Origin of the sequence: Enterobacter cloacae complex sp. P12RS, assembly GCF_014895875.1 — a bacterium.
Classification (GTDB): Bacteria; Pseudomonadota; Gammaproteobacteria; order Enterobacterales; family Enterobacteriaceae; genus Enterobacter; species Enterobacter bugandensis.
The window spans coordinates 174181-200693 of the sequence record NZ_JADBQO010000008.1 but is presented as its reverse complement, the minus strand read 5'-3'; the positions used below and the strand labels follow the sequence as shown (position 1 = coordinate 200693).

The 26513-nt window shown below is 55.7% G+C and carries 22 protein-coding genes; 10 read left to right on the top strand and 12 right to left on the bottom strand.

The annotated features are described in order from the left end of the window. Positions 1 to 365 precede the first annotated feature (365 nt). Positions 366 to 1766, bottom strand: a complete 1401-nt coding sequence (gene asnS / locus IM284_RS06645; RefSeq protein WP_028012584.1) for an asparagine--tRNA ligase — start codon at positions 1764 to 1766, stop codon at positions 366 to 368. 167 nt (positions 1767 to 1933) lie between these two features. Continuing rightward, positions 1934 to 3136, bottom strand: coding sequence for a nicotinate phosphoribosyltransferase (gene pncB, locus IM284_RS06640; protein WP_045630030.1), 1203 nt, complete (start codon positions 3134 to 3136; stop codon positions 1934 to 1936). Between the two features lie 254 nt (positions 3137 to 3390). On the opposite strand from pncB, the gene pepN reads away from it, so the two are divergent. Continuing rightward, positions 3391 to 6003: an aminopeptidase N gene (gene pepN, locus IM284_RS06635; RefSeq protein WP_047368221.1), complete on the top strand. Its 2613-nt coding sequence runs from the start codon at positions 3391 to 3393 to the stop codon at positions 6001 to 6003. A gap of 87 nt (positions 6004 to 6090) precedes the next feature. Here the strand turns inward: pepN and ssuB are convergent, their stop codons facing one another. Genes ssuB through ssuE form a run of 5 tightly spaced genes read right to left on the bottom strand, consistent with a single transcriptional unit; the run spans position 6091 to position 10331 of the window. Next, on the bottom strand, positions 6091 to 6861 hold the full coding sequence (ssuB, locus tag IM284_RS06630; RefSeq protein WP_047368222.1) for an aliphatic sulfonates ABC transporter ATP-binding protein: 771 nt from the start codon (positions 6859 to 6861) through the stop codon (positions 6091 to 6093). After that, the gene (gene ssuC, locus IM284_RS06625; RefSeq protein ID WP_047368223.1) at positions 6858 to 7649 is read right to left on the bottom strand and encodes an aliphatic sulfonate ABC transporter permease SsuC; all 792 of its coding nucleotides are present in this window, start codon (positions 7647 to 7649) and stop codon (positions 6858 to 6860) included. Before ssuC ends, ssuB begins: the two co-directional genes overlap by 4 nt. Before the next feature lie 9 nt (positions 7650 to 7658). Next, positions 7659 to 8804, bottom strand: a complete 1146-nt coding sequence (gene ssuD / locus IM284_RS06620) for an FMNH2-dependent alkanesulfonate monooxygenase (RefSeq protein WP_045330795.1) — start codon at positions 8802 to 8804, stop codon at positions 7659 to 7661. Beyond that, positions 8801 to 9763, bottom strand: coding sequence for a sulfonate ABC transporter substrate-binding protein (locus tag IM284_RS06615; protein ID WP_193055758.1), 963 nt, complete (start codon positions 9761 to 9763; stop codon positions 8801 to 8803). The genes ssuD and IM284_RS06615 overlap by 4 nt, the downstream gene beginning before the upstream one ends. Then, positions 9756 to 10331, bottom strand: a complete 576-nt coding sequence (ssuE, locus tag IM284_RS06610) for an NADPH-dependent FMN reductase (protein ID WP_028012591.1) — start codon at positions 10329 to 10331, stop codon at positions 9756 to 9758. Before ssuE ends, IM284_RS06615 begins: the two co-directional genes overlap by 8 nt. A 249-nt stretch (positions 10332 to 10580) precedes the next feature. On the opposite strand from ssuE, the gene pyrD reads away from it, so the two are divergent. Together pyrD and zapC are read left to right on the top strand one after the other, a co-directional pair. Then, on the top strand, positions 10581 to 11591 hold the full coding sequence (gene pyrD, locus IM284_RS06605; RefSeq protein WP_047368225.1) for a quinone-dependent dihydroorotate dehydrogenase: 1011 nt from the start codon (positions 10581 to 10583) through the stop codon (positions 11589 to 11591). A 165-nt stretch (positions 11592 to 11756) separates the two neighbouring features. Beyond that, positions 11757 to 12299 carry a cell division protein ZapC gene (gene zapC / locus IM284_RS06600; RefSeq protein ID WP_028012593.1) on the top strand — a complete coding sequence of 181 codons (543 nt, stop codon included), beginning with the start codon at positions 11757 to 11759 and terminating at the stop codon, positions 12297 to 12299. Here zapC and IM284_RS06595 read toward each other — a convergent pair. Next, positions 12296 to 13405 carry a YcbX family protein gene (locus IM284_RS06595; RefSeq protein ID WP_047368226.1) on the bottom strand — a complete coding sequence of 370 codons (1110 nt, stop codon included), beginning with the start codon at positions 13403 to 13405 and terminating at the stop codon, positions 12296 to 12298. The two genes, zapC and IM284_RS06595, sit on opposite strands and share 4 nt — an antisense overlap. A 98-nt stretch (positions 13406 to 13503) precedes the next feature. Here IM284_RS06595 and rlmKL point away from each other — a divergent pair, with 98 nt between their 5' ends. From rlmKL to rmf, 6 genes are all read left to right on the top strand, one after another. After that, positions 13504 to 15612: a bifunctional 23S rRNA (guanine(2069)-N(7))-methyltransferase RlmK/23S rRNA (guanine(2445)-N(2))-methyltransferase RlmL gene (gene rlmKL / locus IM284_RS06590; RefSeq protein ID WP_028012595.1), complete on the top strand. Its 2109-nt coding sequence runs from the start codon at positions 13504 to 13506 to the stop codon at positions 15610 to 15612. 12 nt (positions 15613 to 15624) lie between these two features. After that, the gene (locus tag IM284_RS06585; RefSeq protein ID WP_047368227.1) at positions 15625 to 17532 is read left to right on the top strand and encodes an ABC transporter ATP-binding protein; all 1908 of its coding nucleotides are present in this window, start codon (positions 15625 to 15627) and stop codon (positions 17530 to 17532) included. A 12-nt stretch (positions 17533 to 17544) separates the two neighbouring features. Beyond that, a complete protein-coding gene (gene pqiA / locus IM284_RS06580; RefSeq protein WP_028012597.1) occupies positions 17545 to 18798 on the top strand; it encodes a membrane integrity-associated transporter subunit PqiA in 1254 nt (417 codons plus the stop codon). A gap of 4 nt (positions 18799 to 18802) precedes the next feature. Beyond that, positions 18803 to 20443 (top strand): intermembrane transport protein PqiB, encoded by a 1641-nt coding sequence (pqiB, locus tag IM284_RS06575; protein ID WP_028012598.1) that lies wholly within the window; start codon positions 18803 to 18805, stop codon positions 20441 to 20443. Beyond that, positions 20440 to 21006, top strand: a complete 567-nt coding sequence (pqiC, locus tag IM284_RS06570; protein WP_028012599.1) for a membrane integrity-associated transporter subunit PqiC — start codon at positions 20440 to 20442, stop codon at positions 21004 to 21006. The genes pqiB and pqiC overlap by 4 nt, the downstream gene beginning before the upstream one ends. A gap of 256 nt (positions 21007 to 21262) precedes the next feature. Then, the gene (gene rmf, locus IM284_RS06565) at positions 21263 to 21430 is read left to right on the top strand and encodes a ribosome modulation factor (RefSeq protein WP_013097261.1); all 168 of its coding nucleotides are present in this window, start codon (positions 21263 to 21265) and stop codon (positions 21428 to 21430) included. 71 nt (positions 21431 to 21501) lie between these two features. Here rmf and fabA read toward each other — a convergent pair whose 3' ends face one another. Then, entirely contained in the window at positions 21502 to 22020 is a 519-nt protein-coding gene (fabA, locus tag IM284_RS06560; RefSeq protein ID WP_000227926.1) for a bifunctional 3-hydroxydecanoyl-ACP dehydratase/trans-2-decenoyl-ACP isomerase, read from the bottom strand. A gap of 68 nt (positions 22021 to 22088) precedes the next feature. Next, complete coding sequence (locus IM284_RS06555; RefSeq protein WP_047368228.1) at positions 22089 to 23849, bottom strand: Lon protease family protein; 1761 nt, start codon at positions 23847 to 23849, stop codon at positions 22089 to 22091. Positions 23850 to 24034: 185 nt separating this feature from the next. Here IM284_RS06555 and matP point away from each other — a divergent pair, with 185 nt between their 5' ends. Further along, positions 24035 to 24487: a macrodomain Ter protein MatP gene (matP, locus tag IM284_RS06550; RefSeq protein ID WP_023332611.1), complete on the top strand. Its 453-nt coding sequence runs from the start codon at positions 24035 to 24037 to the stop codon at positions 24485 to 24487. 63 nt (positions 24488 to 24550) lie between these two features. On the opposite strand, the gene ompA is transcribed toward matP, so the two are convergent. After that, positions 24551 to 25606 carry a porin OmpA gene (gene ompA, locus IM284_RS06545; protein ID WP_108780329.1) on the bottom strand — a complete coding sequence of 352 codons (1056 nt, stop codon included), beginning with the start codon at positions 25604 to 25606 and terminating at the stop codon, positions 24551 to 24553. Positions 25607 to 25960: 354 nt separating this feature from the next. Further along, entirely contained in the window at positions 25961 to 26470 is a 510-nt protein-coding gene (gene sulA, locus IM284_RS06540) for an SOS-induced cell division inhibitor SulA (RefSeq protein ID WP_041910604.1), read from the bottom strand. Positions 26471 to 26513: the final 43 nt, after the last annotated feature.

The window sequence follows — 26513 nt, the reverse complement described above, 5'->3', positions numbered from 1 at the left end:
TTTCAGAACCCCCTGGCGAATTAAGCATCGGTTTGTTTCCTATATATATGAATTCCTTATGTTTAATTTGGAAAAAGGCAATTCCTATAAACGAATGTTAAACGACTCGTTTTTTCTTATGACCCAAAAAAGACTTCTGGATGGCTGAAAAATTGGTTGAAATTTGTGCTATTACTTCAGGATGTAATAATCGCAATAAGAATGAGGTTAATTTTTTGTGGCTGGATATTTCGCGGAAACAAAACGTAACAGGTAGCGGTTGTGACGGGGTAGTGGTTTAAAAACGCTGACTTTACGCTGACAAAAACTGACAGGGCAGAATAAAATAATGGCCAGCAAATGCTGGCCATTTTCTGTTACGTTGCTTAGAAGCTGGCGTTGCGTGGTGTACGCGGGAACGGAATTACGTCACGCACGTTCTGAACACCAGTAACGTAGGCGATCAGACGCTCGAAGCCCAGACCGAACCCAGCGTGCGGAACGGTGCCATAACGGCGCAGATCGCGATACCAGCTGTAGTCCGCAGGGTTGAGCCCCATCTCTGCCATGCGCGCGTCAAGCACGTCCAGACGCTCTTCACGCTGAGAACCACCAATGATTTCACCGATGCCCGGCGCCAGTACGTCCATCGCTGCCACGGTTTTCCCGTCTTCGTTAAGGCGCATATAGAAGGCCTTAATGTCTTTCGGGTAGTTTTTAACGACAACCGGCGCTTTGAAATGTTTCTCGGCGAGATAGCGTTCGTGCTCAGATGCCAGATCAACGCCCCAGTAAACCGGGTTCTCAAACTTCTCACCGCATTTCTCGAGGATCGCCACCGCGTCGGTATAGTCCACCTGCGCAAAGTCGGCAGAGACGAAACGCTCCAGACGCGCTACAGCATCGCTGTCTACGCGTTCGGCGAAGAACTTCATGTCGTCAGGACGCTCTTCCAGCACCGCTTTGAAGACGTACTTCAGCATAGCTTCTGCGAGACCTGCAACGTCATTCAGATCGGCAAACGCCACTTCCGGCTCCAGCATCCAGAACTCCGCCAGGTGGCGGCTGGTGTTGGAGTTTTCGGCGCGGAAGGTTGGGCCGAAGGTATAGATCTTAGACAGCGCACAGGCGTAGGTTTCGCCGTTGAGCTGGCCGGATACCGTCAGGAAGGCTTCTTTACCAAAGAAGTCTTTGTCGTAGTCGACTTTACCTTCCGGCGTGCGCGGCAGGTTTTCCATGTCCAGCGTCGAGACGCGGAACATTTCGCCTGCGCCTTCCGTATCGGACGCGGTGATCAGCGGGGTAGACACCCAGAAATACCCCTGCTCATCGAAGAAGCGATGCAGCGCCTGGGCCAGCGTATGGCGCACGCGAGCCACCGCACCAATCAGGTTGGTACGCGGACGCAGGTGTGCGACTTCACGCAGGTATTCAATGCTGTGACGTTTTGCCGCCATCGGGTAGGTGTCCGGATCTTCAACCCAGCCAGTCACTTCAATGGCAGAGGCCTGGATCTCGAAACTCTGGCCCTGGCCCGGAGATGCCACGACCACACCGGTGACGATAACGGAACAACCCGTCGTCAGGCGCAGAACGTCATCATTGTAATTGGGCAGAGAATTATTAATGACGGCCTGTACAGGATCAAAGCAGGAACCGTCATAGACGGCAAGGAAGGAGATGCCAGCTTTAGAATCTCGGCGAGTACGCACCCATCCGCGCACGGTGACCTCCTGGTCAACGGCGACACGGCCCTGGAGTACGTCGGCTACAGGCACAACGCTCATAATATTCTCTCTGTTAATAGTCGGAAAAAATAAACACTTGTCCACCCCAAGACGGGGGGATATCTATGTTACCTGCCAACCGCTATCAGACAAGTAAATTTCGCAGTCAAAAGAGAAGAATTGAGAAATAAATAAGGGAAGGGAGCCCTGAAGGCTCCCGTAAGCGCTTAACTGGCTTTTTTGATCTGGGGGAGATCGAACGCTTTGCGCAATGCGCGAACAAACGCTTTGTCATGGCAGATGGTTTTACCCGGGCTGTCAGAGAGCTTAGCCACCGGCTTGCCGTTACATTCCACCAGCTTTATCACGATATTCAGAGGTTTTACCTGAGGAATGTCGCAGGTCAACCGGGTACCGATCCCGAAGCCCAGATTAATTCTGGCATTGAAATGACGATACAGTTCGACGGCTTTCGCCAGGTCGAGATTATCGGAGAAGACCAGCACCTTGCTCATCGGGTCAATGCCGAGTTTTTGGTAATGAGCAATCGCCTTTTCGCCCCATTCAACCGGATCCCCTGAGTCGTGGCGTAACCCCTGGTAACGCTCAGCGAACTCGGGACCAAAGTCGCGCAGGAAGGCATCCATCGTAATACAGTCGGTCAGGGCGATCCCGAGTTGATTCGGGTACTCTTCAAGCCACGCAGCCAGCGCCGCACGCTGGCTGTTAGCCAGGTCCGGGCTAATTTGCTGATGCGCCTGGAACCACTCGTGCGCCTGAGTGCCCATTGGCGTCAGGTTGAGGCGACGCGCCAAATCGTAGTTGCTGGTACCCACGAACCACGGCTCCTGCTGCAGACGTTCAACGATAGCCTGCTGAACCTCGCGAGAGAAGCGGCGACGGGTGCCGAAATCCATCAGGCGGAAGCGGGACATATCCAGCCCTTCGGTCAGCGTTGAGAATGCCTCAAGTTTGTTCTCCAGTGAGGCGACCGCCTGTTCGACGCCCGTTTCAGGCGAACGGTAGCGGTGAGCCAGCTCGCTGATGACGGCCAGAAGCGGCACTTCCCACATGATCACTTCCCGCCACGGACCTTCAAGACGAATATCCAGCTTGCCGTTTTCGTTGGTCACGGTGACCTGTTCAGGCTTATAGCGGAAGTCGCGCAGCCAGTTCAGATAGTCCGCTTTAAAGAAAGGCAGGCCAGAAAGCCACTGATATTCGTCATCGGTGAGCGCCAGATGCTGCATCGCATCGACCTGTTCACGAATGGAGTCTGCGTAGATACCGAGCAAGTCGTCACCACGGCAGCGGAATTCCGCCGCGACGTGAACGTCATAGTAATGGTGGAAAACGGCTTGCTGCATATGCAGTTTATACGCGTCGGTATCCAGCAACGTATGCAGAACCGGAGAAGCGAATTGAGTCATAGGTGCGCTGTAGCATCCTCTCACGGGAGCGTTTAGTACAATAAACAACTCCGGAGTATACCTTGTTTAGTGATTTATTGAACCCCGATCACAACATAAGCACACTTTATGGTCGAGAGCATTTCGTGCCCCGTGTTATACAAATGTAGCGAAAAAGGTGTTTAAGCCTGAAAAGATGAAGATTCTGCATAGCGCGTTTTACGCAACAGGAATATATTGAAACGTTACTCGACAAACGATGCATAAGGTTTTCTATGACACAACAGCCACAAGCCAAATACCGCCACGACTACCGTGCGCCGGAATACCTGATTAGCGATATCGACCTGACTTTTGACCTGGATGCCACAAAAACCGTTGTGACGGCGGTAAGCCAGGTGACGCGCCACAGCGCGACTGCCGTACCGCTGCGTCTGGATGGCGAAGACCTGACGCTGGTCTCCCTGCACATTAACGATGAAGCCTGGTCAGATTATAAAGAAGAAGGCAACCAGTTGGTCATCGACAACCTGCCGGAACGCTTTACGCTGCGCATCGTGAATGAAATCAGCCCTGCCGCCAACACGGCGCTGGAAGGGCTCTACCAGTCAGGCGTGGCGCTCTGTACCCAGTGTGAAGCCGAAGGCTTCCGCCACATTACCTGGTACCTGGACCGCCCGGACGTGCTGGCGCGCTTTACCACCAAAATCATTGCCGATAAAACCCTCTATCCGTTCCTGCTCTCCAACGGTAACCGCGTGGGTGAGGGCGAGCTGGAAAATGGCCGTCACTGGGTGCAGTGGCAGGATCCGTTCCCGAAACCGTGCTACCTGTTTGCGCTGGTGGCGGGTGATTTCGACGTGCTGCGCGATACCTTCAAAACCCGCTCTGGCCGCGAAGTGGCGCTGGAGCTGTTCGTTGACCGCGGCAACCTTGATCGCGCGCCGTGGGCGATGACTTCACTCATTAACTCCATGAAGTGGGATGAAGAGCGTTTCGGCCTTGAATACGATCTCGACATCTATATGATCGTTGCTGTCGACTTCTTCAACATGGGCGCGATGGAGAATAAAGGCCTTAACATCTTTAACTCCAAGTACGTGCTGGCGCGTACCGATACCGCTACCGATAAAGACTACCTCGATATCGAACGCGTTATCGGCCACGAGTATTTCCATAACTGGACCGGTAACCGCGTCACCTGCCGCGACTGGTTCCAGCTGAGCCTGAAAGAGGGGCTGACCGTCTTCCGCGATCAGGAGTTCAGCTCCGATCTGGGCTCGCGGGCGGTCAACCGCATCAACAACGTGCGCACCATGCGCGGCCTGCAGTTTGCGGAAGATGCCAGCCCAATGGCGCACCCGATCCGTCCGGATAAAGTCATTGAGATGAATAACTTTTACACCCTGACGGTGTACGAGAAGGGCGCTGAAATTATCCGCATGATCCACACCCTGCTGGGTGAAGAGAATTTCCAGAAAGGGATGCAGCTTTACTTCGAACGTCACGACGGCAGCGCGGCTACCTGCGACGACTTCGTGCAGGCGATGGAAGACGCGTCCAACGTTGATCTTTCTCACTTCCGCCGTTGGTACAGCCAGGCCGGGACCCCGATTGTCACCGTTAAGGACGACTACAACCCGGAAACCGAGCAGTACACTCTGACCATCAGCCAGCGCACGCCGCCAACCGCCGAGCAGGAAGAAAAATATCCGCTGCACATTCCGTTCAGTATTGAGCTGTACGACAACGAAGGCAACGTCATCCCGCTGCAGAAGGGCGGCCACCCGGTGCACCACGTGCTGAACGTGACCCAGACAGAGCAGACCTTTATCTTCGATAACGTCTACTTCCAGCCGGTGCCTGCGCTGCTGTGCGAGTTCTCCGCGCCGGTGAAGCTGGAGTACAAGTGGAGCGACCAGCAGCTGACGTTCCTGATGCGTCACGCCCGCAACGATTTCTCCCGCTGGGACGCGGCGCAGAGCCTGCTGGCAACCTACATCAAGCTTAACGTGAACCGTTACCAGCAGGGCCAGCCGCTGACGCTGCCGGTGCATGTGGCAGACGCGTTCCGCGCCATCCTGCTGGACGAGAAGATTGACCCGGCGCTGGCGGCTGAAATTCTGACGCTGCCGTCCGCGACTGAAATTGCGGAGCTGTTCGACATCATCGACCCGATTGCCATCGTGGCGGTGCGCGAAGCGCTGACCCGCACGCTGGCGACCGAACTGGCGGATGAATTCCTGGCGCTCTACAACGCTAACAAGCTTGACGCGTATCGCGTGGAGCATGCGGATATCGGCAAGCGTACCCTGCGCAATACCTGCCTGCGCTATCTTGCGTTTGGTGAGGCCGAACTGGCGAACGCGCTGGTGAGCAAGCAGTATCACGAAGCGGATAACATGACTGATGCGCTCGCGGCCCTGGCGGCAAGCGTTGCCGCTGAACTGCCGTGCCGCGATGCGCTGATGCAGGAGTATGACGACAAGTGGCACCAGGATGGTCTGGTGATGGACAAGTGGTTTATTCTGCAGGCGACCAGCCCGGCGGCCGATGCGCTTAGCAAGGTTCGCAGCCTGCTTAAGCACCGTTCGTTCACCATGAGCAACCCGAACCGCGTTCGCTCGCTGATTGGCGCATTTGCCAGCAGTAACCCGGCCGCGTTCCACGCCGAAGACGGCAGCGGATACCAGTTTATGGTGGAAATGCTGACCGAGCTGAACAGCCGTAACCCGCAGGTTGCATCACGTCTGATTGAGCCGCTGATCCGCCTGAAACGCTATGATGCGCAGCGCCAGGCGAAGATGCGCGCCGCGCTTGAGCAACTGAAAGGGCTGGAAAATCTGTCTGGCGATCTGTACGAGAAGATTGCTAAGGCGCTGGCCTGATGTAAAAAGCCCGGTGGCGCTACGCTAACCGGGCCTACGTGGGGGCGCGGGGCATCGGTTTTCTCCCTCTCCCTGTGGGAGAGGGCATCAGGCATTGGCCTTTATCCGCTGAATCTCCGCTTCCCCACGTTTCATCACCCGATTCAGCACTTCGGCTTCCAGCTCCGCCAGTCTCGCCGAGCCCACGCGACGAGGGCGCGGGATGTCCACCGTCAGATCCAAACCGATTTTCCCGTTTTCTATAAGCAATACCCGGTCCGCCATCGCCACGGCTTCGCTCACGTCATGCGTCACCAGCAGTACCGTAAAGCCGTGCGCCTGCCAGAGGGATTCAATCAGATCCTGCATTTCTATCCGCGTCAGGGCATCAAGAGCGCCGAGCGGCTCATCAAGCAGCAGCAGGCCGGGACGGTGAATCAACGCTCGCGCCAGCGCCACGCGCTGCTTCTGGCCGCCCGACAGCGCCGCAGGCCATTCACCTGCACGGTTTTCCAGCCCGACGGCGGCCAGCGCCTGACGGGCTTCATCCCGCCAGTTGCCTTTGAGCCCCAGCCCGACGTTATCAATCACCGTTTTCCACGGCAGCAGGCGCGCATCCTGAAACATCATGCGCGTATCGTCCTGAATATTGGCCAGCGGCGTGGTTCCTGCCAGAATCTCTCCTCCGTTGGGGGCTTCCAGCCCGGCTAAAAGACGCAGGAGTGTGCTTTTTCCGCCGCCGCTGCGCCCGACTACAGCCACAAACTGGCCGGCGGGAATGTGCAGATCCAGCCCGTTAAGGATAGTGTTTTCGCCGTAGCGTTTGGTTACGCCGTTCAGCAGCAGCGGCGTGCCCTGATTTAGTCGTGCGGTATTCATGCTTTCGCCTCCTGAAGGGTATAGGCCGGGTTCCAGCGCAGCCAGCTGCGCTCCAGCCACTGTGCGCTGACGTCGGCGAGTTTGCCGAGCAGTGCATACAGAATGATGGCGACCACCACCACGTCCGTTTGCAGGAATTCGCGGGCGTTCATCGCCAGGTAGCCAATACCGGAGTTGGCTGAGATGGTTTCCGCCACAATCAGCGTCAGCCACATCAGGCCGAGCGCAAAGCGCACCCCGACCATAATGGAGGGCAGGGCGCCCGGCAGAATCACGTGAGCAAAGAGGGAAAAACCCGATAAGCCGTAGCTGCGCGCCATCTCCACCAGACCGCGATCGATATTGCGGATGCCGTGCCAGGTGTTGATGTATATCGGGAACAGCGTGCCCAGCGCCACGAGGAAGATTTTGGCGCTCTCATCGATCCCAAACCACAAAATGACCAGCGGGATCAGCGCCAGATGCGGCACGTTGCGCAGCATCTGGATGGAGGTATCCAGCAGCCTTTCCCCCCAGCGTGAAAGGCCGCTGATCAGACCCAGCACCAGACCGATGCTGCCGCCGATGGAAAACCCAATCACCGCGCGCCAGGAGCTGATCGCCAGATGTTGCCACAGCTCTCCGCTGACGCTCAGCGACCAGAACGCTTCGATAACGCCCTCCGGAGAGGGCAAAATGCGGCTCGACAGCCAGCCGGTAGACGATGCGAGCTGCCAGAGCGCCACAATGCCGACGGGTAAAAACCACGGCGCGGCGCGCAGCAGCCATTTTTGTGAGGTGGCAGACATGGTCACTCCTTAGCTCTGTGCGGCTTTACGGGGAATGAATTCGTTCGCCACGGCTTCGCCCTGCAGCTGGAGCCGCTGCGGCTGCGGAACCTCCGGAATGGCGACATCCAGGTGCGGGAACAGCAGTTCGCCCACCTTGTACGCCTCTTCCAGGTGCGGGTAACCGGAGAGAATGAAGCTGTCGATGCCCAGCTCGGCGTATTCATTGATGCGCGCGGCCACGGTCGGCCCGTCGCCCACCAGCGCCGTGCCCGCACCGCCGCGCACCAGGCCGACGCCTGCCCACAGGTTCGGGCTGATCTCCAGATTCTCGCGCTTGCCGTTGTGCAGGGAGGCCATCCGGTGCTGTCCGACGGAGTCGGTTTTGGCAAACGCAGCCTGCGCCTTTGCGATGGTCTCGTCGTCCAGATGGGAAATCAGGCGGTCTGCGGCCTGCCAGGCTTCTTCATTGGTTTCGCGCACAATCACGTGCAGGCGAATCCCGAAGCGCACTTTGCGGCCATGGGCGGCGGCTTTGGCGCGGACCTGGGCAATTTTCTCTTTCACCAGCTCGGGCGGCTCGCCCCAGGTCAGATAGAGATCGACCTGCTCGGCGGCCAGATCCTGGGCCACATCCGACGATCCGCCAAAATAGAGCGGAGGGCGCGGCTGCTGCACCGGCGGGAAGTAGAGCTTCGCGTCGCGAACGTGAATATGCTTACCTTCAAAGGTGACGGTTTCGCCTTCCAGCAGGCGTCGCCAGACGCGGGTAAATTCGGCGGAGGCTTCATAGCGCTCGGTATGGTCGAGGAACACGCCGTCACCCGCCAGCTCCTGCGGATCGCTGCCCGTCACCAGGTTAAACAGAGCGCGGCCGTTGGAGAGCCTGTCCAGCGTTGCTGCCTGACGCGCCGCCACGGTGGGTGAAACGACGCTCGGACGCAATGCAACCAGGAATTTAAGGCGCTGGGTGACCGGGATCATCGACGCGGCCACCAGCCAGGCATCCTCGCACGAGCGTCCGGTCGGGATCAGCACGCCGGTAAAACCGATTCGGTCCGCCGCCTGGGCAATCTGCTGAAGATAGCCATGGTCAACCGGGCGCGAGCCCTCTTCTGTACCAAGATAGTGTCCATCACCGTGGGTGGGTAAAAACCAGAAAAGATTCAGACTCATGATTTAGCTCCTTCTTTGCCAGCGGGCTGCCAGATGCGTTCGCGAATATTGACCTGTTTTGGTACCAGGCGGTTTTGATAGAAGAGGTCAGCAGTCTGTTGCTGAAGCGCGGCGACGTGTGCGTCGACAGGCGCAATGGTGGTAGGCGGACGGTGACTGAGGTAGCTCGCGATCACCGGCTCAGGTAAGCCCATGGTTTTTGCCAGCAGGGCGATGCTCGCCTGACGCTGGCTCTGGGTCAGGGCATCTGCCTGCGTAAAGGTATCCAGTACGCCCTGAATAAACGCGCCGTTTTTTTCGGCATAAGGGCGTGAGGCGAGGTAGAACGAACCGGTTTGCTTCAGCGTGGTACCGTCTTTCAGCACCCGTACGCCACCCTGCAGTAATGCCGCAGAGTAGTACGGATCCCAGATAGCCCAGGCATCAACGTTCTTCTGCTGGAACGCGGCGCGCGCGTCGGCGGGCGTCAGGTAAACGGGCTGAATGTCGGTGAACTTGAGCCCGGCTTCCTGTAAGGCGCGCAGCAGCAGGTTGTGCGAGCTGGAACCTTTCTGGAAAGCGACCTTACGCCCTTTAAGGTCGGAGACGCTTTTAATGTCACTGTTTTCAGGTACCAGGATGACTTCGGCTTTCGGCTTAGCGGGTTCTACACCGACGTATACCAGGTCTGCCCCGGCAGCCTGAGCGAAAATAGGCGGGATGTCGCCCGTACTGCCCAGATCGATACTGCCGACGTTCAGGGCTTCAAGCATCTGCGGCCCTGCCGGGAACTCCACCCATGAGAATTTGGTGTCCGGGAAGCGTTTTTCCAGCAGCTGGTGGCTTTTTGCCAGCACCATACTGACGCTGCCTTTTTGGTAGCCAATCCGTAAACTGTCCGGTGCGGTTTCTGCGGCATGTGCCAGCGCGGTAAACGCCATCAGGCCAGCCAGTCCGAGGCGGGTTATGGTTTTAAACATGTGCGACTCCCTGCGGCGGATTAAAAGAAGGAACCTGGATATCCCGGCGATGCAGCGCGTGCCAGAAAGTTTCCAGCGAGGCATCAAGGCGCGTTTGCAGATTCGGCGTGAAGTGCGGCTTATGCTGGTAGTCAATGACCTGCGAATCATCCGCGAAAACGCCGTGAAGGATCTCCTGCGCCTTCAGGGCGTTCAGCACCGGCTTCAGGGCGTAATCCACCGCCAGTAAATGGGCCACCGTGCCGCCCGTTGCCAGCGGCAGAACCACTTTGCCGTCCAGTGCGCGCTCGGGGAGAAGATCGAGCAGCGTTTTCAGCGCGCCCGAAAAAGAGGCTTTATAAATCGGGGTCGCAACGATGAGGCCGTCCGCTTCCTTGAGCTGCTCAGTGAGGGTTTTCAACGCGGGGCTGTCGAAGCGGGCATACAGCAAATCTTCAGGTTCGAAGTTATGCAGATTCCAGTGGCACACTTCCACGTCCAGGGCATTGAGCTTGTCGCGGGCATATTCCAGCAGGGCGCTGGAACGCGAAGGGAATCGTGGACTTCCGGCCAGGGTAATGACGCGCATACTTCCTCCTTATAACTAATTGTTTGCTTTTATCTAACATTCATAACAATTTTCAGGAGTGTGACACTGCTCGGTTATTCCACTAAATGATTTATCCGCAATTAAACTGCGAAAAACTGCATAAGAAAGAGAGTGGGAGGTAAACGATTGCGTTTTACGCCGATTTTTTTGCCGCAGGTCAATTCCCTTTCGTGACGGGATCGCCCATAATCCCCTCCCGGTTTGCACACCGGGAATCCAGGAGAGTTCATGTACTACCCCTTCGTTCGTAAAGCCCTTTTCCAGCTCGACCCCGAGCGCGCTCATGAATTTACATTCCAGCAATTACGTCGTATTACAGGAACGCCTCTGGCGGCCCTGGTGCGTCAAAACGTGCCGGAAAAGCCTGTGCAGTGCATGGGGCTGACCTTTAAAAATCCGCTGGGTCTGGCGGCTGGTCTGGACAAAAATGGCGAGTGCATTGATGCCCTGGGCGCGATGGGCTTTGGCTCCATCGAAATTGGTACCGTCACGCCGCGCCCGCAGCCGGGAAATGACAAGCCGCGCCTGTTCCGCCTGGTCGAAGCCGAAGGGTTGATCAACCGCATGGGCTTTAATAACCTCGGCGTTGATCATCTGGTAGAGAACGTGAAAAAAGCCCATTTTGATGGGGTGTTAGGCATCAATATTGGCAAAAATAAAGATACGCCGGTTGAGCAGGGTAAAGATGACTACCTGATTTGTATGGAAAAAGTCTACGCCTATGCCGGGTATATCGCGGTGAATATTTCCTCACCCAATACCCCGGGGCTGCGCTCCTTACAATATGGCGAAGCGCTGGACGATCTTCTGAGTGCCATTAAAAATAAACAAAATGAACTCCAGGCGATCCACCATAAATATGTTCCGGTCGCGGTGAAGATCGCGCCGGATCTTTCTGTCGAAGAATTGATCCAGGTTGCCGACAGTTTGGTTCGCCATAATATTGACGGGGTGATTGCAACGAATACCACGCTCGATCGTTCGCTCATTCAGGGAATGAAAAACTGTGACGAAGCGGGTGGGTTAAGTGGCCGTCCGGTACAATTAAAAAGCACCGAAATTATTCGCGCGCTGTCTGCGGAATTAAAAGGCCGTTTACCGATTATTGGCGTCGGCGGTATCGACTCGGTGATTGCTGCGCGCGAGAAGATGGCGGCCGGTGCGTCACTGGTGCAAATCTATTCCGGCTTTATTTTTAAAGGCCCGCCTTTGATTAAAGAAATCGTTACGCATATCTAATCTTTTTTCTTAATCAGACAACCAGGGCTTTATTTCCAGCCCTGGTTGTTTTATATTCCGTCACTGTTGCTTATTTAGACATTATCGTCTTTTATTACTAGTGTTATAAACGAAGCGGCGAACAGGACATTTTTAGTACAGGACGTTTGGGGACGGGAGAGACACATGCGAATTAAACCTGACGATAACTGGCGCTGGTATTTTTGCGACGAGCATGACCGTATGATGCTCGATTTAGCCAATGGCATGTTGTTTCGTTCTCGTTTTGCCCGCCGAATGTTAACCCCGGACGCGTTTTCTCCATCGGGCTTTTGCGTTGACGATGCGGCGCTTTATTTCTCCTTTGAAGAAAAATGCCGCGACCTGATGCTCTCTAAAGAGCAGCGTGCCGAACTGGTATTAAATGCGCTGGTGGCTATCCGTTTCCTGAAACCGCAAATGCCGAAAAGCTGGCATTTCCTGCCTCACGGCATGGACTGGACGCCAGCAACGGGCGATGCGGCCAGCGTTAACCTGAGCGATACCGCCGAAGAGGTGAGCCTGTTAGTGGTTGAACCGGGCGAAAACGCCGCACTCTGTCTGCTGGCGCAGCCCGGCGTGACGATTGCCGGGCGCGTAATGCAGTTAGGTGATGCGATCAAAGTCATGAATGACAGGTTGAAGCCACAGCTGCGCGTCGATGCCTTCAGCCTCGAACAAGCGGTTTAAGCTTCCAGTTGTACCGACGTTTTCGGTACGCAGCTACAGCACAGGATTGTGCCGTCATTTCCAATTGCAGATTTTTTCAGCGCACTCACTTCTCCCTCCAGCAGCTTGATGCGGCAGCATCCGCAAATTCCCGCGCGGCAGGAATACGGTACGCGAATACCGGCTTGCTCCAGCTGCTCCAGTAAAACCTGCTGATTGTTGCCACGAATAACCTTGCCCTGCCAGTGAATATCCACCCCAGTGGCGACATTCGTCTCAACCTCGACCATTTCTTCTTCCTGGCCTGAGCCGTACACTCGCGCCGGCCCGCGGGCGAGAATTTCAACTTCATCGCCTACGCGGATTGCGCCGCTGGATCGCGGGATCAGGTTCTGGCCGAAATCGACATCGCCGTTGTCCTGCGCGGTACGGAACGATTGCAGCGTTTTCAGCGGCTCGCCGGAAGGATGCTTCTGGCCTTTCTCAGGGCTTACCGTGGTGAAAATGCAGCGGCTGCAGGGTTTGACGACATCAAAGATGACGCTGCCGATGCGGATGACTTTCCAGGTGTCTTCATCCCAGGCGTCCGCTCCGGTCACGACCAGATTCGGGCGGAACTGTTCCATCTGTACGCTGGCTTTACAGCGATTCTGTAAATCACGCAGAGACGCTTCGTTGGTGAGCAGGAACGGGAAGCCATCCGCGAAGGAGAGGGGAACGGCGTCGTGGCGCTTTACGCGACGCGTCAGTTCCGGCCCAACCCACCGCAGCTGCACGTCGCGGGAGAAGAAGCCGCTCAGCCAGCGGTTAATTTCATCCGGGGCGATGCGCGCGGTAAAATGGTTGCCCCATACTTCCGTTGGCGCGTCGACAGCCGCAAAATCCGCAAAGCGAATCACCGCGCTGGAACCGTCCGGCGCGGTAAGGTGCAAACCGTCATGAAGCGGGGAAGGGGTAAAACGAACCATCTGAGGGAACTGGCGTGCGGTGATAAACGTACCGTCAGGCTCGGTGACCATAAAAATACGATCGAAGGCGAACCCGCTCATGTCTGCCAGCGCGTGAGTGACGCCGATGCCGCGCATGGATTTCACCGGATGAATAAAAAGCCTGGATAACGTCGCCACTGCACACTCCCTCGAATGAAAATAAGCCTTCAACTTTATGACATACACGCCATATTAGCTATAATGCGCGACAATTTTCTAAGAGTAAAAGTGACGATATGAATTCTCTGTTTGCCAGTACGGCCCGTGGGCTGGAAGAGCTGTTAAAAACTGAACTGGAAGCCCTGGGCGCGCAAGAGTGCCAGGTGGTTCAGGGTGGTGTCCATTTTGAGGGCGACACGCGGCTTATTTACCAGAGCCTGATGTGGAGCCGTCTGGCGTCGCGCATCATGCTGCCGATGAAGGAATGCAAGGTCTATAGCGACCTGGATCTCTACACCGGCGTACAGATGATCGACTGGACAGAGATCTTCACGCCTAACGCCACCTTCGCGGTGCATTTCAACGGCGTGAACGACGAGATCCGCAACAGCCAGTACGGCGCCCTGCGCGTAAAAGACGCCATTGTGGACTGCTTCACGCGTAAAAATAAGGAACGTCCGAACGTCGATCGCGAAAACCCGGACCTGCGTATCAACGTCTGGCTGAACGGCGACACGGCGAGCATCTCCCTCGATCTGAGCGGCGCGGGTCTGCACCTGCGCGGCTACCGCGATCGCACCGGTATGGCACCAATCAAAGAAACCCTGGCCGCCGCCATCGTGATGCGCTCCGGCTGGCAGCCGGGCACGCCGCTGCTTGACCCAATGTGTGGCTCCGGTACGCTGCTGATTGAGGCCGCAATGCTGGCAACCGACCGTGCGCCGGGGCTGCACCGCGGCCACTGGGGCTTCAAAGGCTGGGCGCAGCACGACGAAGCGCTCTGGAAAGAGGTTAAAGACGACGCGCAGACCCGCGCGCGTAAGGGCCTGGCGGAGTATACCTCTCACTTTTACGGTTCGGATAGCGACCCGCGCGTAATAGAACGCGCGCGCAGCAACGCCCGTCGCGCCGGTATCGGCGAGCTGGTCACCTTCGAGGTGAAAGACGTAGCGAACCTGACCAACCCGCTGCCGAAGGGCCCGTACGGGACCGTAATCAGCAACCCGCCATACGGCGAGCGTCTGGACAGCGAGCCTGCGCTGATTGCCCTGCACAGCCTGCTGGGCCGCAATATGAAGGACTACTTCGGCGGCTGGAACCTGTCTCTGTTCAGCGCCTCGCCGGAGCTGCTGAGCTGCCTGCAACTGCGAGCCGATCGCCAGTTTAAAGCGAAAAACGGCCCGCTGGACTGCGTGCAGAAAAACTATCATCTGGCAGAGAAAGCGGCGGACAGCAAGCCAACCGGCGTGGCAGAGGATTACGCCAACCGCCTGCGCAAAAACCTGAAGAAATTTGAAAAATGGGCGAAGCAGGAAGGGATCGAGTGTTATCGCCTGTACGATGCCGACCTGCCGGAGTACAACGTGGCGGTTGACCGCTATGCGGACTGGGTGGTGATTCAGGAATATGCTCCACCGAAAACCATCGATGCGCAAAAAGCGCGCCAGCGCATGCTGGACGTCATTGCGGCCACCATTGCCGTACTGGGGATTGCGCCGAACAAGCTGGTGCTGAAAACCCGCGAGCGTCAGAAGGGTAAAAACCAGTACCAGAAGATGGGCGAAAAGGGCGACTTTATCGAAGTGGGCGAATACAACGCTCGCCTGTGGGTGAACCTGACCGACTATCTTGATACCGGCCTGTTCCTCGACCACCGCATCGCCCGCCGCATGCTCGGCCAGATGAGCAAGGGTAAAGATTTCCTCAACCTGTTCTCCTACACCGGGAGCGCCAGCGTGCATGCCGGTCTCGGCGGCGCGCGCAGCACTACCACGGTGGATATGTCCCGCACCTATCTGGAGTGGGCCGAGCGTAACCTGCGTCTGAACGGCTTAACCGGACGTCAGCATCGCCTGATGCAGGCCGACGTGCTGGGCTGGCTGCGCGATACCGACGAGCAGTTCGACCTGATCTTTATCGATCCGCCGACCTTCTCTAACTCCAAGCGCATGGAGGATAGCTTTGACGTTCAACGCGATCACCTGCGCCTGATGACCGACCTGAAGCGCCTGCTGCGCAAAGGCGGCACCATTATGTTCTCGAACAACAAACGCGGCTTCCGTATGGATCATGACGGCCTGGCAGCCCTGGGACTGAAAGCACAAGAAATCAGTCAAAAAACGCTGTCTCAGGACTTCGCCCGTAACCGTCAAATTCATAACTGCTGGTTGATTACCGCGGTCTGAAAGGAAAAATAAATGTCATTAATTAGTATGCACGGCGCGTGGCTCTCTTTCAGCGACTCACCGCTTCTCGATAATGCAGAGCTGCATATCGAAGATAACGAGCGCGTCTGTCTGGTGGGCCGTAACGGCGCGGGTAAATCCACGCTGATGAAAATCCTCAACCGCGAGCAGGGGCTGGATGACGGCCGCATCGTATACGAGCAGGATCTGATCGTCTCCCGCCTCCAGCAGGATCCGCCGCGTCATGTGACCGGCAGCGTGTACGATTTCGTGGCGGAAGGCATCTCCGAGCAGGCGGAGTACCTGAAGCGCTATCACGAGATTTCGCATCTGGTGATGACCGACCCGAGCGACAAGAATCTCAACGAACTGGCGAAAGTACAGGAGATGCTCGATCACCACGGTTTGTGGCAGCTGGAAAACCGCATTAACGAGGTGCTGGCGCAGCTCGGGCTGGAACCCGACATGGAGCTGTCGGCGCTCTCCGGCGGCTGGCTGCGTAAAGCGGCGCTGGGGCGCGCGCTGGTCAGCGGCCCTAAGATACTGCTGCTGGACGAACCAACCAACCACCTGGATATCGAAGCGATTGACTGGCTGGAAGGTTTCCTGAAAACCTTCAGCGGCACCATCATCTTCATCTCGCACGACCGTTCGTTTATTCGCAATATGGCGACGCGCATTGTCGACCTCGACCGCGGCAAGTTGGTCACCTATCCCGGCGATTACGACACCTATCTGCTGGAGAAAGAAGAAAACCTGCGCGTGGAAGAGCTGCAGAATGCAGAGTTCGACCGTAAGCTGGCGCAGGAGGAGGTCTGGATCCGCCAGGGCATCAAAGCCCGCCGTACCCGTAACGAAGGCCGTGTGCGTGCCCTGAAGGCGATGCGTCGCGAGCGCAGCGCGCGCCGCGAAGTCATGGGCAGCGCCAAAATGCAGGTGGAAGAGGCGTCCCGCTCCGGCAAGATTGTCTTCGAAATGGAAAACGTTAACTACCAGGTTGACGGCAAGGTGCTGGTGAAAGATTTCTCTGCGCAGGTTCAGCGCGGGGACAAAATTGCGCTCATCGGCCCGAACGGCTGCGGCAAAACCACGCTGCTGAAGCTGATGCTGGGCCAGCTGCAGGCCGACAGCGGTCGCATTCACTGTGGCACCAAGCTGGAAGTGGCCTACTTCGATCAGCACCGCGCGGAACTGGATCCGGACCGCACGGTGATGGACAACCTCGCCGAAGGTAAACAGGAAGTGATGGTAAACGGCAAGCCGCGTCACGTGCTGGGCTACCTGCAGGACTTCCTGTTCCACCCGAAACGCGCCATGACGCCGGTGCGCGCGCTGTCCGGCGGGGAGCGTAACCGTCTTCTGCTGGCCCGTCTGTTCCTGAAGCCAAGTAATCTGTTGATCCTCGATGAACCGACGAACGATTTGGATGTCGAAACGCTGGAATTACTCGAAGAGCTGATCGATGGGTATCAGGGAACCGTGATGCTGGTTAGCCACGATCGTCAGTTCGTGGATAACACCGTGACCGAGTGCTGGATCTTCGAAGGTGAAGGGCGAATTGGCCAGTACGTGGGCGGTTATCACGACGCAAAAGGGCAGCAGTCGCAGTCTCTGGCGCAGAAACAGTCGAAGTCCAGAACAAGTTCTGAACCTGCTGTAACAAAAGCAGAAACTGTCAAGAAAACCTCGGCTAAACTAAGCTATAACCTGCAGCGCGAACTGGAGGGGCTACCTCAGCGTCTTGAAGAGCTGGAGGCCGCGCTTGAGGAGCTGCAAGCGCAGGTTGCTGATGCCTCATTCTTTACCCAATCGCATGACTATACTCAGAAAGTACTGGCTGAAATGTCCGCGGCTGAAAAAGCCCTGGAAGAAGCATTTGAGCGCTGGGAGTACCTTGAGTCTCTGAAAAACGGCGCATAACAGGGATTAAATATGTGTGACCAGCACCATGCCGACAGGCATATATTATGCTCGCAATGCGATATGCTCGTGGCGTTGCCAGAGCTTGGTCACGGACATAAAGCCCAGTGTCCACGCTGTGGCGCGACGTTGACAACCGAGTGGGACGCGCCGCGGCAGCGTCCCACCGCTTACGCGCTGGCAGCACTGTTCATGCTGCTGCTCTCCAATCTCTTCCCCTTCGTCTATATGAAGGTGGGCGGGATGACAAGCCAGGTGGATCTGCTTGAAATCCCGGGCGTGATGTTCTCGGAAGATTACGCCAGCCTCGGCACCTTTTTTCTGCTATTCGTCCAGATAGTCCCGGCGTTTTGCCTGGTCGTCATCCTGCTGCTGGTTAACCGCGTCAGGATGCCGTCATCGCTGAAAATCCGGCTCGCGCGCATCCTTTTTCAGCTCAAAAGCTGGGGGATGGCCGAGATCTTTCTCGCAGGGATACTGGTCAGTTTCGTGAAGCTGATGGCGTACGGCGACGTGGGGATAGGCAGCAGTTTTATTCCCTGGTGTCTGTACTGTGTCCTGCAGCTGCGTGCTTTCCAGTGCGTGGACAGGCGCTGGGCCTGGGACGATATCGCCCCGGCACCGACGCTCGCGCAGACGGTGAAGGTCGGCGTGCCGGGTATCCGCCAGGGGCTCCGTTCTTGTCCGTGCTGTACCGCCGTGCTGCCTGCCGATCTTGAGGTTTGTCCGCGCTGCGAAACGAAGGGCCATGTTCGCCGTAAAAATAGCCTGCAGTGGACGATGGCACTGCTGGTCACGTCCGTCATGCTGTATCTGCCCGCTAATATTCTGCCGATTATGATCACCGATTTGCTCGGCGATAAAATGCCCTCGACGATCCTCGCCGGGGTCATACTGCTGTGGAGCGAAGGATCCTATCCTGTCGCCGGCGTGATTTTCATCGCCAGTATCATGGTGCCCACTTTAAAAATGATCGCCATTGCCTGGCTCTGTTGGGATGCAAAAGGCCACGGAAAACGCGACAGCGAACGCATGCATCTGATTTACGAAGTGGTCGAATTTGTCGGTCGTTGGTCAATGATCGACGTGTTTGTGATTGCCGTTCTCTCTGCGCTGGTGCGGATGGGCGGTTTGATGAGTATTTATCCCGCGATGGGGGCTTTAATGTTTGCACTGGTGGTGATTATGACCATGTTTGCGGCCATGACCTTCGACCCTCGTTTATCGTGGGATCGTGAGCCTGAATCAAGCCATGAGGAAGAGTAAGAGCATGGAAAATAAGAGTGGAGAGGCGAAAGTGCAGAAGGTCAAAAACTGGTCGCCGGTGTGGATTTTCCCCATCGTGACCGCGCTGATCGGTGCATGGATCCTGTTTTATCACTACAGCCATCAGGGACCGGAAGTGACGCTGATTACCACCAATGCCGAAGGAATTGAGGGCGGTAAAACGACCATCAAAAGCCGCAGCGTGGATGTGGGCGTGGTGGAAAGCGCAACCCTGACCGACGATTTAACCCATGTGGAGATTAAGGCGCGTCTTAATGCCGGCATGGAAAAACTCCTGCACGGCGATTCTGTTTTCTGGGTGGTTAAACCGCAGGTGGGACGTGAAGGGATCAGCGGCTTAGGAACGCTGCTCTCAGGTGCCTACATCGAACTGCAGCCGGGTGCAAAAGGCAGCCAGCCGGCGCAGTACCAGCTTCTGGATTCACCGCCGCTAGCACCGCCTGATGCAAAAGGTATCCGCGTGATCCTCGACAGTAAAAAAGCGGGCCAGCTCACGGCGGGCGACCCGGTACTTTTCCGCGGCTATCGCGTGGGTTCGGTGGAGAAGAGCACCTTCGATCCTCAGAAAAGATCCATCAGCTATCAGCTGTTCATCAATGCGCCTAACGATCGTCTGGTTACCAGCAACGTCCGTTTCTGGAAAGACAGCGGCATCGCGGTGGATCTGACCTCGGCGGGCATGCGTGTAGAAATGGGCTCGCTGACAACACTGTTTGGCGGCGGCGTAAGTTTTGACGTACCCGAAGGTCTGGACCTGGGGCAGCCAGTTGCGGAGAACACCGCTTTCCGCCTGTTCGACGATCAAAAAAGCATTCAGGATGCACTCTATACCGATCACATCGACTACCTGATGTTCTTTAAGGATTCTGTTCGCGGCCTGCAGCCTGGGGCGCCCGTTGAGTTCCGCGGTATTCGTCTGGGGACGGTGGGACAAGTGCCTTACTTTGTTCCAGGCCTTAAGCAGATGCTTGATGATGATTACCGTATTCCGGTGCTGATCCGCATTGAGCCTGAGCGCCTGATCAACCAGATTGGTGAGAATCAGGATATCGGCGAGCACATCACCGACCTGATGAATCGCGGTCTGCGCGGCTCGTTGAAAACCGGTAACCTGGTGACCGGCGCACTGTATGTCGATATGGACTTCTATCCAAAAGCGCCGCCGATTACCGGTATGCGTGAATTTGGTGGTTACAAGATCATCCCAACGGTAAGCAGCGGTCTGGCCCAGATCCAGCAGCGTCTCATGGAAACGCTGGATAAAATTAACAATCTGCCTCTGAACCCAATGATTGAGGCGGCGACAGGTTCGTTACATCAAAGCCAGGCGACAATGCAGCGCCTGCAGACCACGCTGGATAACATCAACAAGATCACTGCAAACCAGAGTATGCAGCAGCTGCCGCAGGATATGCAGAAAACGCTGCGCGAGCTGAACCGCAGTATGCAGGGCTTCCAGCCTGGCTCGGCGGCGTACAACAAGATGGTGGCAGATATGCAGCGTCTCGATCAGGTCTTGCGTGAACTGCAGCCGGTTCTGAAAACGCTCAACGAGAAGAGCAACGCGCTGGTGTTCGAAGCGAAAGATAAAAAGGATCCTGAGCCGAAGAGGGCGAAACAATGAAAAAATGGCTAGCGATTGCAGGAGCGATGGTACTCACGGCCTGTAGCTCCGGGAGCGAAACGAAAAGCTACTACCAGCTGCCTCTGGTGACGCAGGCGGTTACGCAAAGTTCCGCCTCGCAGGGTAACCGTCTGCTGTGGGTTGAGCAGGTCGCCGTTCCGGATTACCTGGCCGGCAACGGGGTGGTCTATCAGACCAGCGATGTACAGTACGTTATCGCCAACAACAACCTGTGGGCCAGCCCGCTGGACCAGCAGTTACGCAATACGTTGGTGGCGAATCTGGGCAGCCAGCTTCCGGGCTGGGTTGTTGCCTCCCAGCCTTTGGGAAGCGATCAGGACACGCTGAACGTCACGGTAACGGGCTTCCACGGCCGTTATGACGGTGCCGTTGTCATCAGCGGCGAGTGGCTGTTGAATCATCAGGGACAGCTGATTAAGCGTCCTTTCCATCTGGAGCTAAAGCAGCAGAAGGATGGCTATGATGAAATGGTGAAAGTGCTGGCTCAGGGTTGGGCGCAGGAGTCAGCCAGTATCGCCAGGGAAATTTCACGACTGCCATAAGTAAAATTCATCGTCAAAAACCGCAATCGGCCTGGTGCTGATTGCGGTTTTTTTTTCGTTTTTGCGTCAGGTTGTTACTTGTGCCGGGTCACAATTTTTGTACAAATGATCTTCTGGCTAGCTCACAAATATGACACCCGTATGAATTTTGAACATTGACGCTGGGACTAATTCGGGGTATTCGTTATCTGTGCCTGCGCATCTGGCGCGGACACTGTTTTCTTTCCACCAGACAAAAGAATGAGGGAAACGAGGCATGAAGAGACAGAAACGAGATCGCCTGGAACGGGCTCATCAACGTGGTTATCAGGCCGGCATCGCTGGACGTTCGAAAGAAATGTGTCCTTATCAGACGATAAATCAAAGGTCACAATGGCTTGGAGGCTGGCGAGAAGCCATCGGCGACAGGGCACTTATAGCCTGATAACGTCTCTTTAAAAAAAGAAACCTCCGCACTGCGGAGGTTTCGCCTTTCCGGGGTCGCTTAAAGCGATATCAGAACGCGGAAGTGTCCTGGAACAGACCCACTTTCAGGTCGTTCGCGGTATAGATCAGACGACCGTCTACCAGCACTTCGCCATCCGCCAGGCCCATAATCAGGCGACGGTTAACGATGCGCTTGAAGTGAATACGATAGGTGACTTTCTTCGCCGTAGGCAGAACCTGACCAGTGAATTTCACTTCGCCCACGCCCAGCGCGCGGCCTTTACCTTCACCACCCAGCCAGCCCAGATAGAAGCCAACCAGCTGCCACATGGCATCCAGGCCCAGGCAGCCAGGCATTACCGGATCGCCAATAAAGTGGCAACCGAAGAACCACAGGTCCGGGTTGATATCGAGTTCTGCTTCTACGTAACCCTTATCGAAGTTGCCGCCGGTTTCGGTCATTTTCACGACACGGTCCATCATCAGCATGTTCGGGGCCGGTAACTGTGGGCCTTTCGCGCCAAACAGTTCTCCGCGACCAGAGGCAAGAAGATCTTCTTTTGTATAGGATTCGCGTTTATCTACCATGTTCTCAGTAAGCCTTATTTTAGTGAAGGACGCAGGATAGCTAACACGTGTACGCTGAACAAGTCCGATCAGTTCGAACTGAACCAGCCCAGCCAGCGTAACGGCCATGGATAACGATGGCGAGCATCCTGCTGCGTCGCCTGAGCAATGCGCTCCTGGATAGTCTGCATCAAAGTTGTCTGACCTTCGCCATCCCAAACCAGGTTTGTCAGTAAGGGTAGTGCATCCTCAATCCCTTCGATGGCCCAGATGGCGAATTGTTCCTGTTCAACCGCGTCCAGAATATCCTGGCACAGGCTGAGATGGCGTACGTTAGGCGCCGGAATAATCACACCCTGTTTGCCGTTTAAACCGCGCTGCTGACAGACAGAGAAGAAGCCTTCAATTTTTTCGTTCAGACCGCCAACGGGCTGAGCACGACCAAATTGATCGACCGAACCGGTAATAGCAATGTTCTGGTTGATCGGCACGTCCGCCAGGGCGCTGATTAAGGCGCACAGCTCCGCCATTGAGGCACTATCGCCATCCACTTCGCTGTAGGACTGCTCAAACGTCAGCGAGGCGGAGAAGGGGATTTGCTGCTCAAGCTGCAGCTCAGACATCAAAAATGCCTGCATGATCATCATGCCTTTGGCGTGAATGTTGCCGCCCAGTTCGGCCTTGCGTTCAATATCGGTAAACTCGCCGTCGCCAATATGCACAACGCAGCTGATTCGCGAGGGTTCACCGAACGCGCGCGGATGGCCAGGAAACTCGATCACCGAGAGGGCGTTGATCTGCCCAACGCGTTCGCCTTCTGTCTCGACCAGAATTTGTTCCAGCAGAATTTCATCCTGCATGCGGTCAGCAAGATAGCCTTCGCGCCACTCTCGCTGCGCCAGCATCTGCGTGAGCTGTTCGCCAGTAAACGCACCGTTACCGCTGATCGTACCGACTTCACGCAGCTGCTTGCCGATCCAGAGCGGGCAGAGCGGCAAGGTTTCCTGGTCACCGGTATAGCGAACAGCTTCGCGGATTAAACCCGGCCACGCGTCGGCGGCAGGCGCTGGCAATGCAAAACGTTCCGCCACGGCCATCACCCACTGACACCACTGCGCCATGTCGTCCACATCGGCAATCTGAATGTTGTCTTCGTATTCGCTGTAAACTGCCTGTTCGGCCAGTTCCGGCTCCATCTCCTGGAAGTCCGCCAGCGATTCGCGGTCACCCATCAACACGACGGTCAGCGACAGCGGCATTGACGGCACGGAGACAGGAAGAGGACGAGACTCGTCGTAACCGACCCAGTCAAAGCGCTGTTGGGTCACAACGGTTTTCAGACGCATCCACAGCAGCGGCTGCGAGAGCAAAGTGCGCAGAGAGATGATGAGCACGCCGCCGTTTGCACGATGCACCAGCCCCGGCTGCAGGGAAAGCTCGCCGTTAAACTGACGCAGACAGCCAAACAGCTGTTCAGCCTCGACCCAATTAGCGGTAATTACCTCGCCGTTAGCAGCAAAACGACCGTCGGCCTGGTCCGCCGGTCCGAAGGTAATATTATGCCCCGCGATACGATACTGGCCGCCAAATACCGCGGTGGTGTCCGGCCGCAGCTGGCGCGTGGCATCCCCAAGCAGCGACAGATATTCCGCTTCTTCCGGGGCTTTCAGCAGCATGAAGGGCGATGTCGCCCACGGGCTTAACGTCTGCTCCAGCGCATAATGTAAGCGTGGTTGCGTATCGCTAAGGATGAATTCGTGTTCTTTTGCGAGATCGGGCTGTGCAAACAGTTCCTGATAGCTCTCGGCATCCGGAACAAGGTCACGCCATGCTAGTTTCGTAATGGTCAAAGTTGATGTTTTTTAGTCAGATGTAAAAGAGTGGAGTATACCGTAAGCGGGGGGCTCTACCCAAGCAGGATTGGTGTTTCAGCAGGCGGATTGGCTGCAGTCACTCACAGGATATGATTTCTTTTCAGCAGATCGCTAAAAAACTGATATTCTGAACAGAGTTACGTGGTAACACTGAGATCGCAATGAAATATCAACAACTGGAAAATCTCGAAAGCGGCTGGAAATGGAAGTACCTGGTCAAAAAGCACCGTGAAGGGGAGCTGATCACCTGCTACATCGAAGCCAGCGCTGCGCAAGAAGCCGTGGATATTTTGCTGACCCTCGAAAATGAACCGGTACAGGTCAATGGCTGGATTGAGAAGCACATTAATCCTGCGTTGTTAAACCGGATGAAGCAAACTATCCGCGCGCGACGTAAACGGCATTTTAATGCTGAGCATCAGCATACCCGGAAAAAATCCATCGACCTGGAGTTCGTGGTCTGGCAGCGTCTGGCCGGGCTGGCACAACGGCGTGGTAAGACCCTGTCGGAAACCATCGTGCAGTTGATTGAGGATGCCGAACATAAAGAGAAGTACGCCAACCAGATGTCGTCGCTAAAAAACGACCTTCAGGCGTTGTTGGGCAAAAAATAGATTTTAGTTTTCTTCAGACAATAAAAAACCCCGCATGGCGGGGTTTTTTTATAAGACGATAACTTATGCCGCTGGCTGAGTTACAACGTCTTTAACGCCTTTAACTTCGATCTCTACGCGACGATCTGGTGCCAGGCAGTCGATCAGTGCAGCGCGAGCTTTAACGTTGTCACAGGTGTTGCCAGTAACTGGGTTAGATTCGCCCATACCACGTGGGGAGATCTTGTTAGCTGGGATACCTTTAGAGATCAGGTAATCAACAACAGACTGAGCACGTTTCTCAGACAGTTTCTGGTTGTAAGCGTCAGAACCGATGCGGTCGGTGAAGCCCAGAACCACTACAGAACCGTCTTTAGGATCCAGGTTGCTCAGCTGGGTGTACAGCTGATCCAGTGCCTGCTGACCTTCTGGTTTCAGAGTAGCTTTGTTGAAGTTGAACAGAACGTCAGACTTCAGAGTGAAGTGCTTGGTCTGTACTTCTGGAGCTGGAGCCGGCGCTGGAGCAACAACTGGTGCTGCATCTTCCTGCTGGCCGAAACGGTAGGAAACACCTACGCTCAGCATGCCGTTGTCTGGACGAACGCCAACGGTAGCACCGTCACCGATGTTGTTAACCCACTGGTATTCCAGACGGGTAGCGATGTCACGGGTCATAGCCCACTCAACGCCACCAGCGAATACTGGGGAAACGCCAGTGTCATGGTCGTCGCCAGCGATGTTGTTGCTGGAGTCTGCACGCCATACCATGCCGCCCAGACGGGTGTACACGTCCAGATCGTCAGTTACTGGGTAACCCAGTTTAGCGGTCAGCTGAACGCCCTGAGCTTTGAAAGCGCCATTGATGGTGTCGCCTTTGTATGGCATACGACCTAACCAGTCGTAACCCATTTCAAAGCCAACATACGGGTTAACCTGATAGCCACCGAACGCACCTGCACCAAGCTGGCTCTCGTGAGTAGGGCCATCGTTGTTCAGGCTGCTGTTGTACCAGCCAGTGTCATGGAACTGAGACCAGCCCAGTTTACCACCTGCATACCAGGTATTATCTTTCGGAGCGGCCTGCGCTACGGTAGCGAAGCCAGCCAGTGCCACTGCAATCGCGATAGCTGTCTTTTTCATTTTTTGCGCCTCGTTATCATCCAAAATTCGCCATGAAGGTCTCAAGAGAGAATCACGGTTAAATCCTTCACCGGGGGGCGTGGTCAAATATAAATCTACCGATATCTTCGGCTTAGGCCGAGCACCCCTGGCGATGTAAAGTCTACAACGTAGCTGAAAACTTACAAGTGTGAAGTCTGTCAGGCATATGAAAAAAAAAGTTCCGTATACCTATTATTTAACATTTTTAGAACGAATTTTGTGCAATAAAATTAAGGAGAACCGCACCAGACAAGCCTTGCCGCAATTTTGAGGCCGGGAACTAAAACCGCATCCTGCGGTCAAAAAAAATTCCAGGAAAAATCTTAATTTCACTCAATGATACAAATTTGAGTGAATTTTTAGCCCAGAAAGTTGTCCTCTGCGATAAGAATCTGGACGAACCGGGCGCATGATAAACCCGATCGCATTCCCTTCTTCAGCCGCTTCGGTCAGACGAAAATGTTCCTCTTCCGTCAATTCTTCCGGTAACCACCCGATCACCACGCTGTAATTTCCGGTGCGTAACGCGCGAATCATCGATTCGACGGTATCGCAGGGAGAAAGCTGGTTGATCTGCATAACCTTTGCCAGCGGCAGGCCCGCAGACTGCACCCATTGGCGGCTCAGTTTTTGCTGTGGCGTCAGCCAGAGCTGCCAGCGTGATTGCTGACCAAGCTGCTGTAATAACGGAAGCAGCAGGAGTTGGGTCAACAGAGGCTGGTCTTCACGGTAAACCACTTCACTAATAAGCCCCGTCGAAGCACCCCCAACGGTGTTCTGCGCGACAGTGCCCGCGGTAGAGGAGAGAGAAGTTGAGCGATTTGCATAGCCTGAAGTGTACATATTCATTCCAGCCCTGTAGTTACTGTATGGATATACAGTAACC

Bases quoted from the DNA above. Each gene is read 5' to 3' on its own strand.
- asnS (WP_028012584.1), bottom strand. From the start codon at position 1,766: ATGAGCGTTGTGCCTGTAGCCGACGTACTCCAGGGCCGTGTCGCCGTT.
- pncB (WP_045630030.1), bottom strand. From the start codon at position 3,136: ATGACTCAATTCGCTTCTCCGGTTCTGCATACGTTGCTGGATACCGAC.
- pepN (WP_047368221.1), top strand. From the start codon at position 3,391: ATGACACAACAGCCACAAGCCAAATACCGCCACGACTACCGTGCGCCG.
- ssuB (WP_047368222.1), bottom strand. From the start codon at position 6,861: ATGAATACCGCACGACTAAATCAGGGCACGCCGCTGCTGCTGAACGGC.
- ssuC (WP_047368223.1), bottom strand. From the start codon at position 7,649: ATGTCTGCCACCTCACAAAAATGGCTGCTGCGCGCCGCGCCGTGGTTT.
- ssuD (WP_045330795.1), bottom strand. From the start codon at position 8,804: ATGAGTCTGAATCTTTTCTGGTTTTTACCCACCCACGGTGATGGACAC.
- IM284_RS06615 (WP_193055758.1), bottom strand. From the start codon at position 9,763: ATGTTTAAAACCATAACCCGCCTCGGACTGGCTGGCCTGATGGCGTTT.
- ssuE (WP_028012591.1), bottom strand. From the start codon at position 10,331: ATGCGCGTCATTACCCTGGCCGGAAGTCCACGATTCCCTTCGCGTTCC.
- pyrD (WP_047368225.1), top strand. From the start codon at position 10,581: ATGTACTACCCCTTCGTTCGTAAAGCCCTTTTCCAGCTCGACCCCGAG.
- zapC (WP_028012593.1), top strand. From the start codon at position 11,757: ATGCGAATTAAACCTGACGATAACTGGCGCTGGTATTTTTGCGACGAG.
- rlmKL (WP_028012595.1), top strand. From the start codon at position 13,504: ATGAATTCTCTGTTTGCCAGTACGGCCCGTGGGCTGGAAGAGCTGTTA.
- IM284_RS06585 (WP_047368227.1), top strand. From the start codon at position 15,625: ATGTCATTAATTAGTATGCACGGCGCGTGGCTCTCTTTCAGCGACTCA.
- pqiA (WP_028012597.1), top strand. From the start codon at position 17,545: ATGTGTGACCAGCACCATGCCGACAGGCATATATTATGCTCGCAATGC.
- pqiB (WP_028012598.1), top strand. From the start codon at position 18,803: ATGGAAAATAAGAGTGGAGAGGCGAAAGTGCAGAAGGTCAAAAACTGG.
- pqiC (WP_028012599.1), top strand. From the start codon at position 20,440: ATGAAAAAATGGCTAGCGATTGCAGGAGCGATGGTACTCACGGCCTGT.
- rmf (WP_013097261.1), top strand. From the start codon at position 21,263: ATGAAGAGACAGAAACGAGATCGCCTGGAACGGGCTCATCAACGTGGT.
- fabA (WP_000227926.1), bottom strand. From the start codon at position 22,020: ATGGTAGATAAACGCGAATCCTATACAAAAGAAGATCTTCTTGCCTCT.
- matP (WP_023332611.1), top strand. From the start codon at position 24,035: ATGAAATATCAACAACTGGAAAATCTCGAAAGCGGCTGGAAATGGAAG.
- ompA (WP_108780329.1), bottom strand. From the start codon at position 25,606: ATGAAAAAGACAGCTATCGCGATTGCAGTGGCACTGGCTGGCTTCGCT.
- sulA (WP_041910604.1), bottom strand. From the start codon at position 26,470: ATGTACACTTCAGGCTATGCAAATCGCTCAACTTCTCTCTCCTCTACC.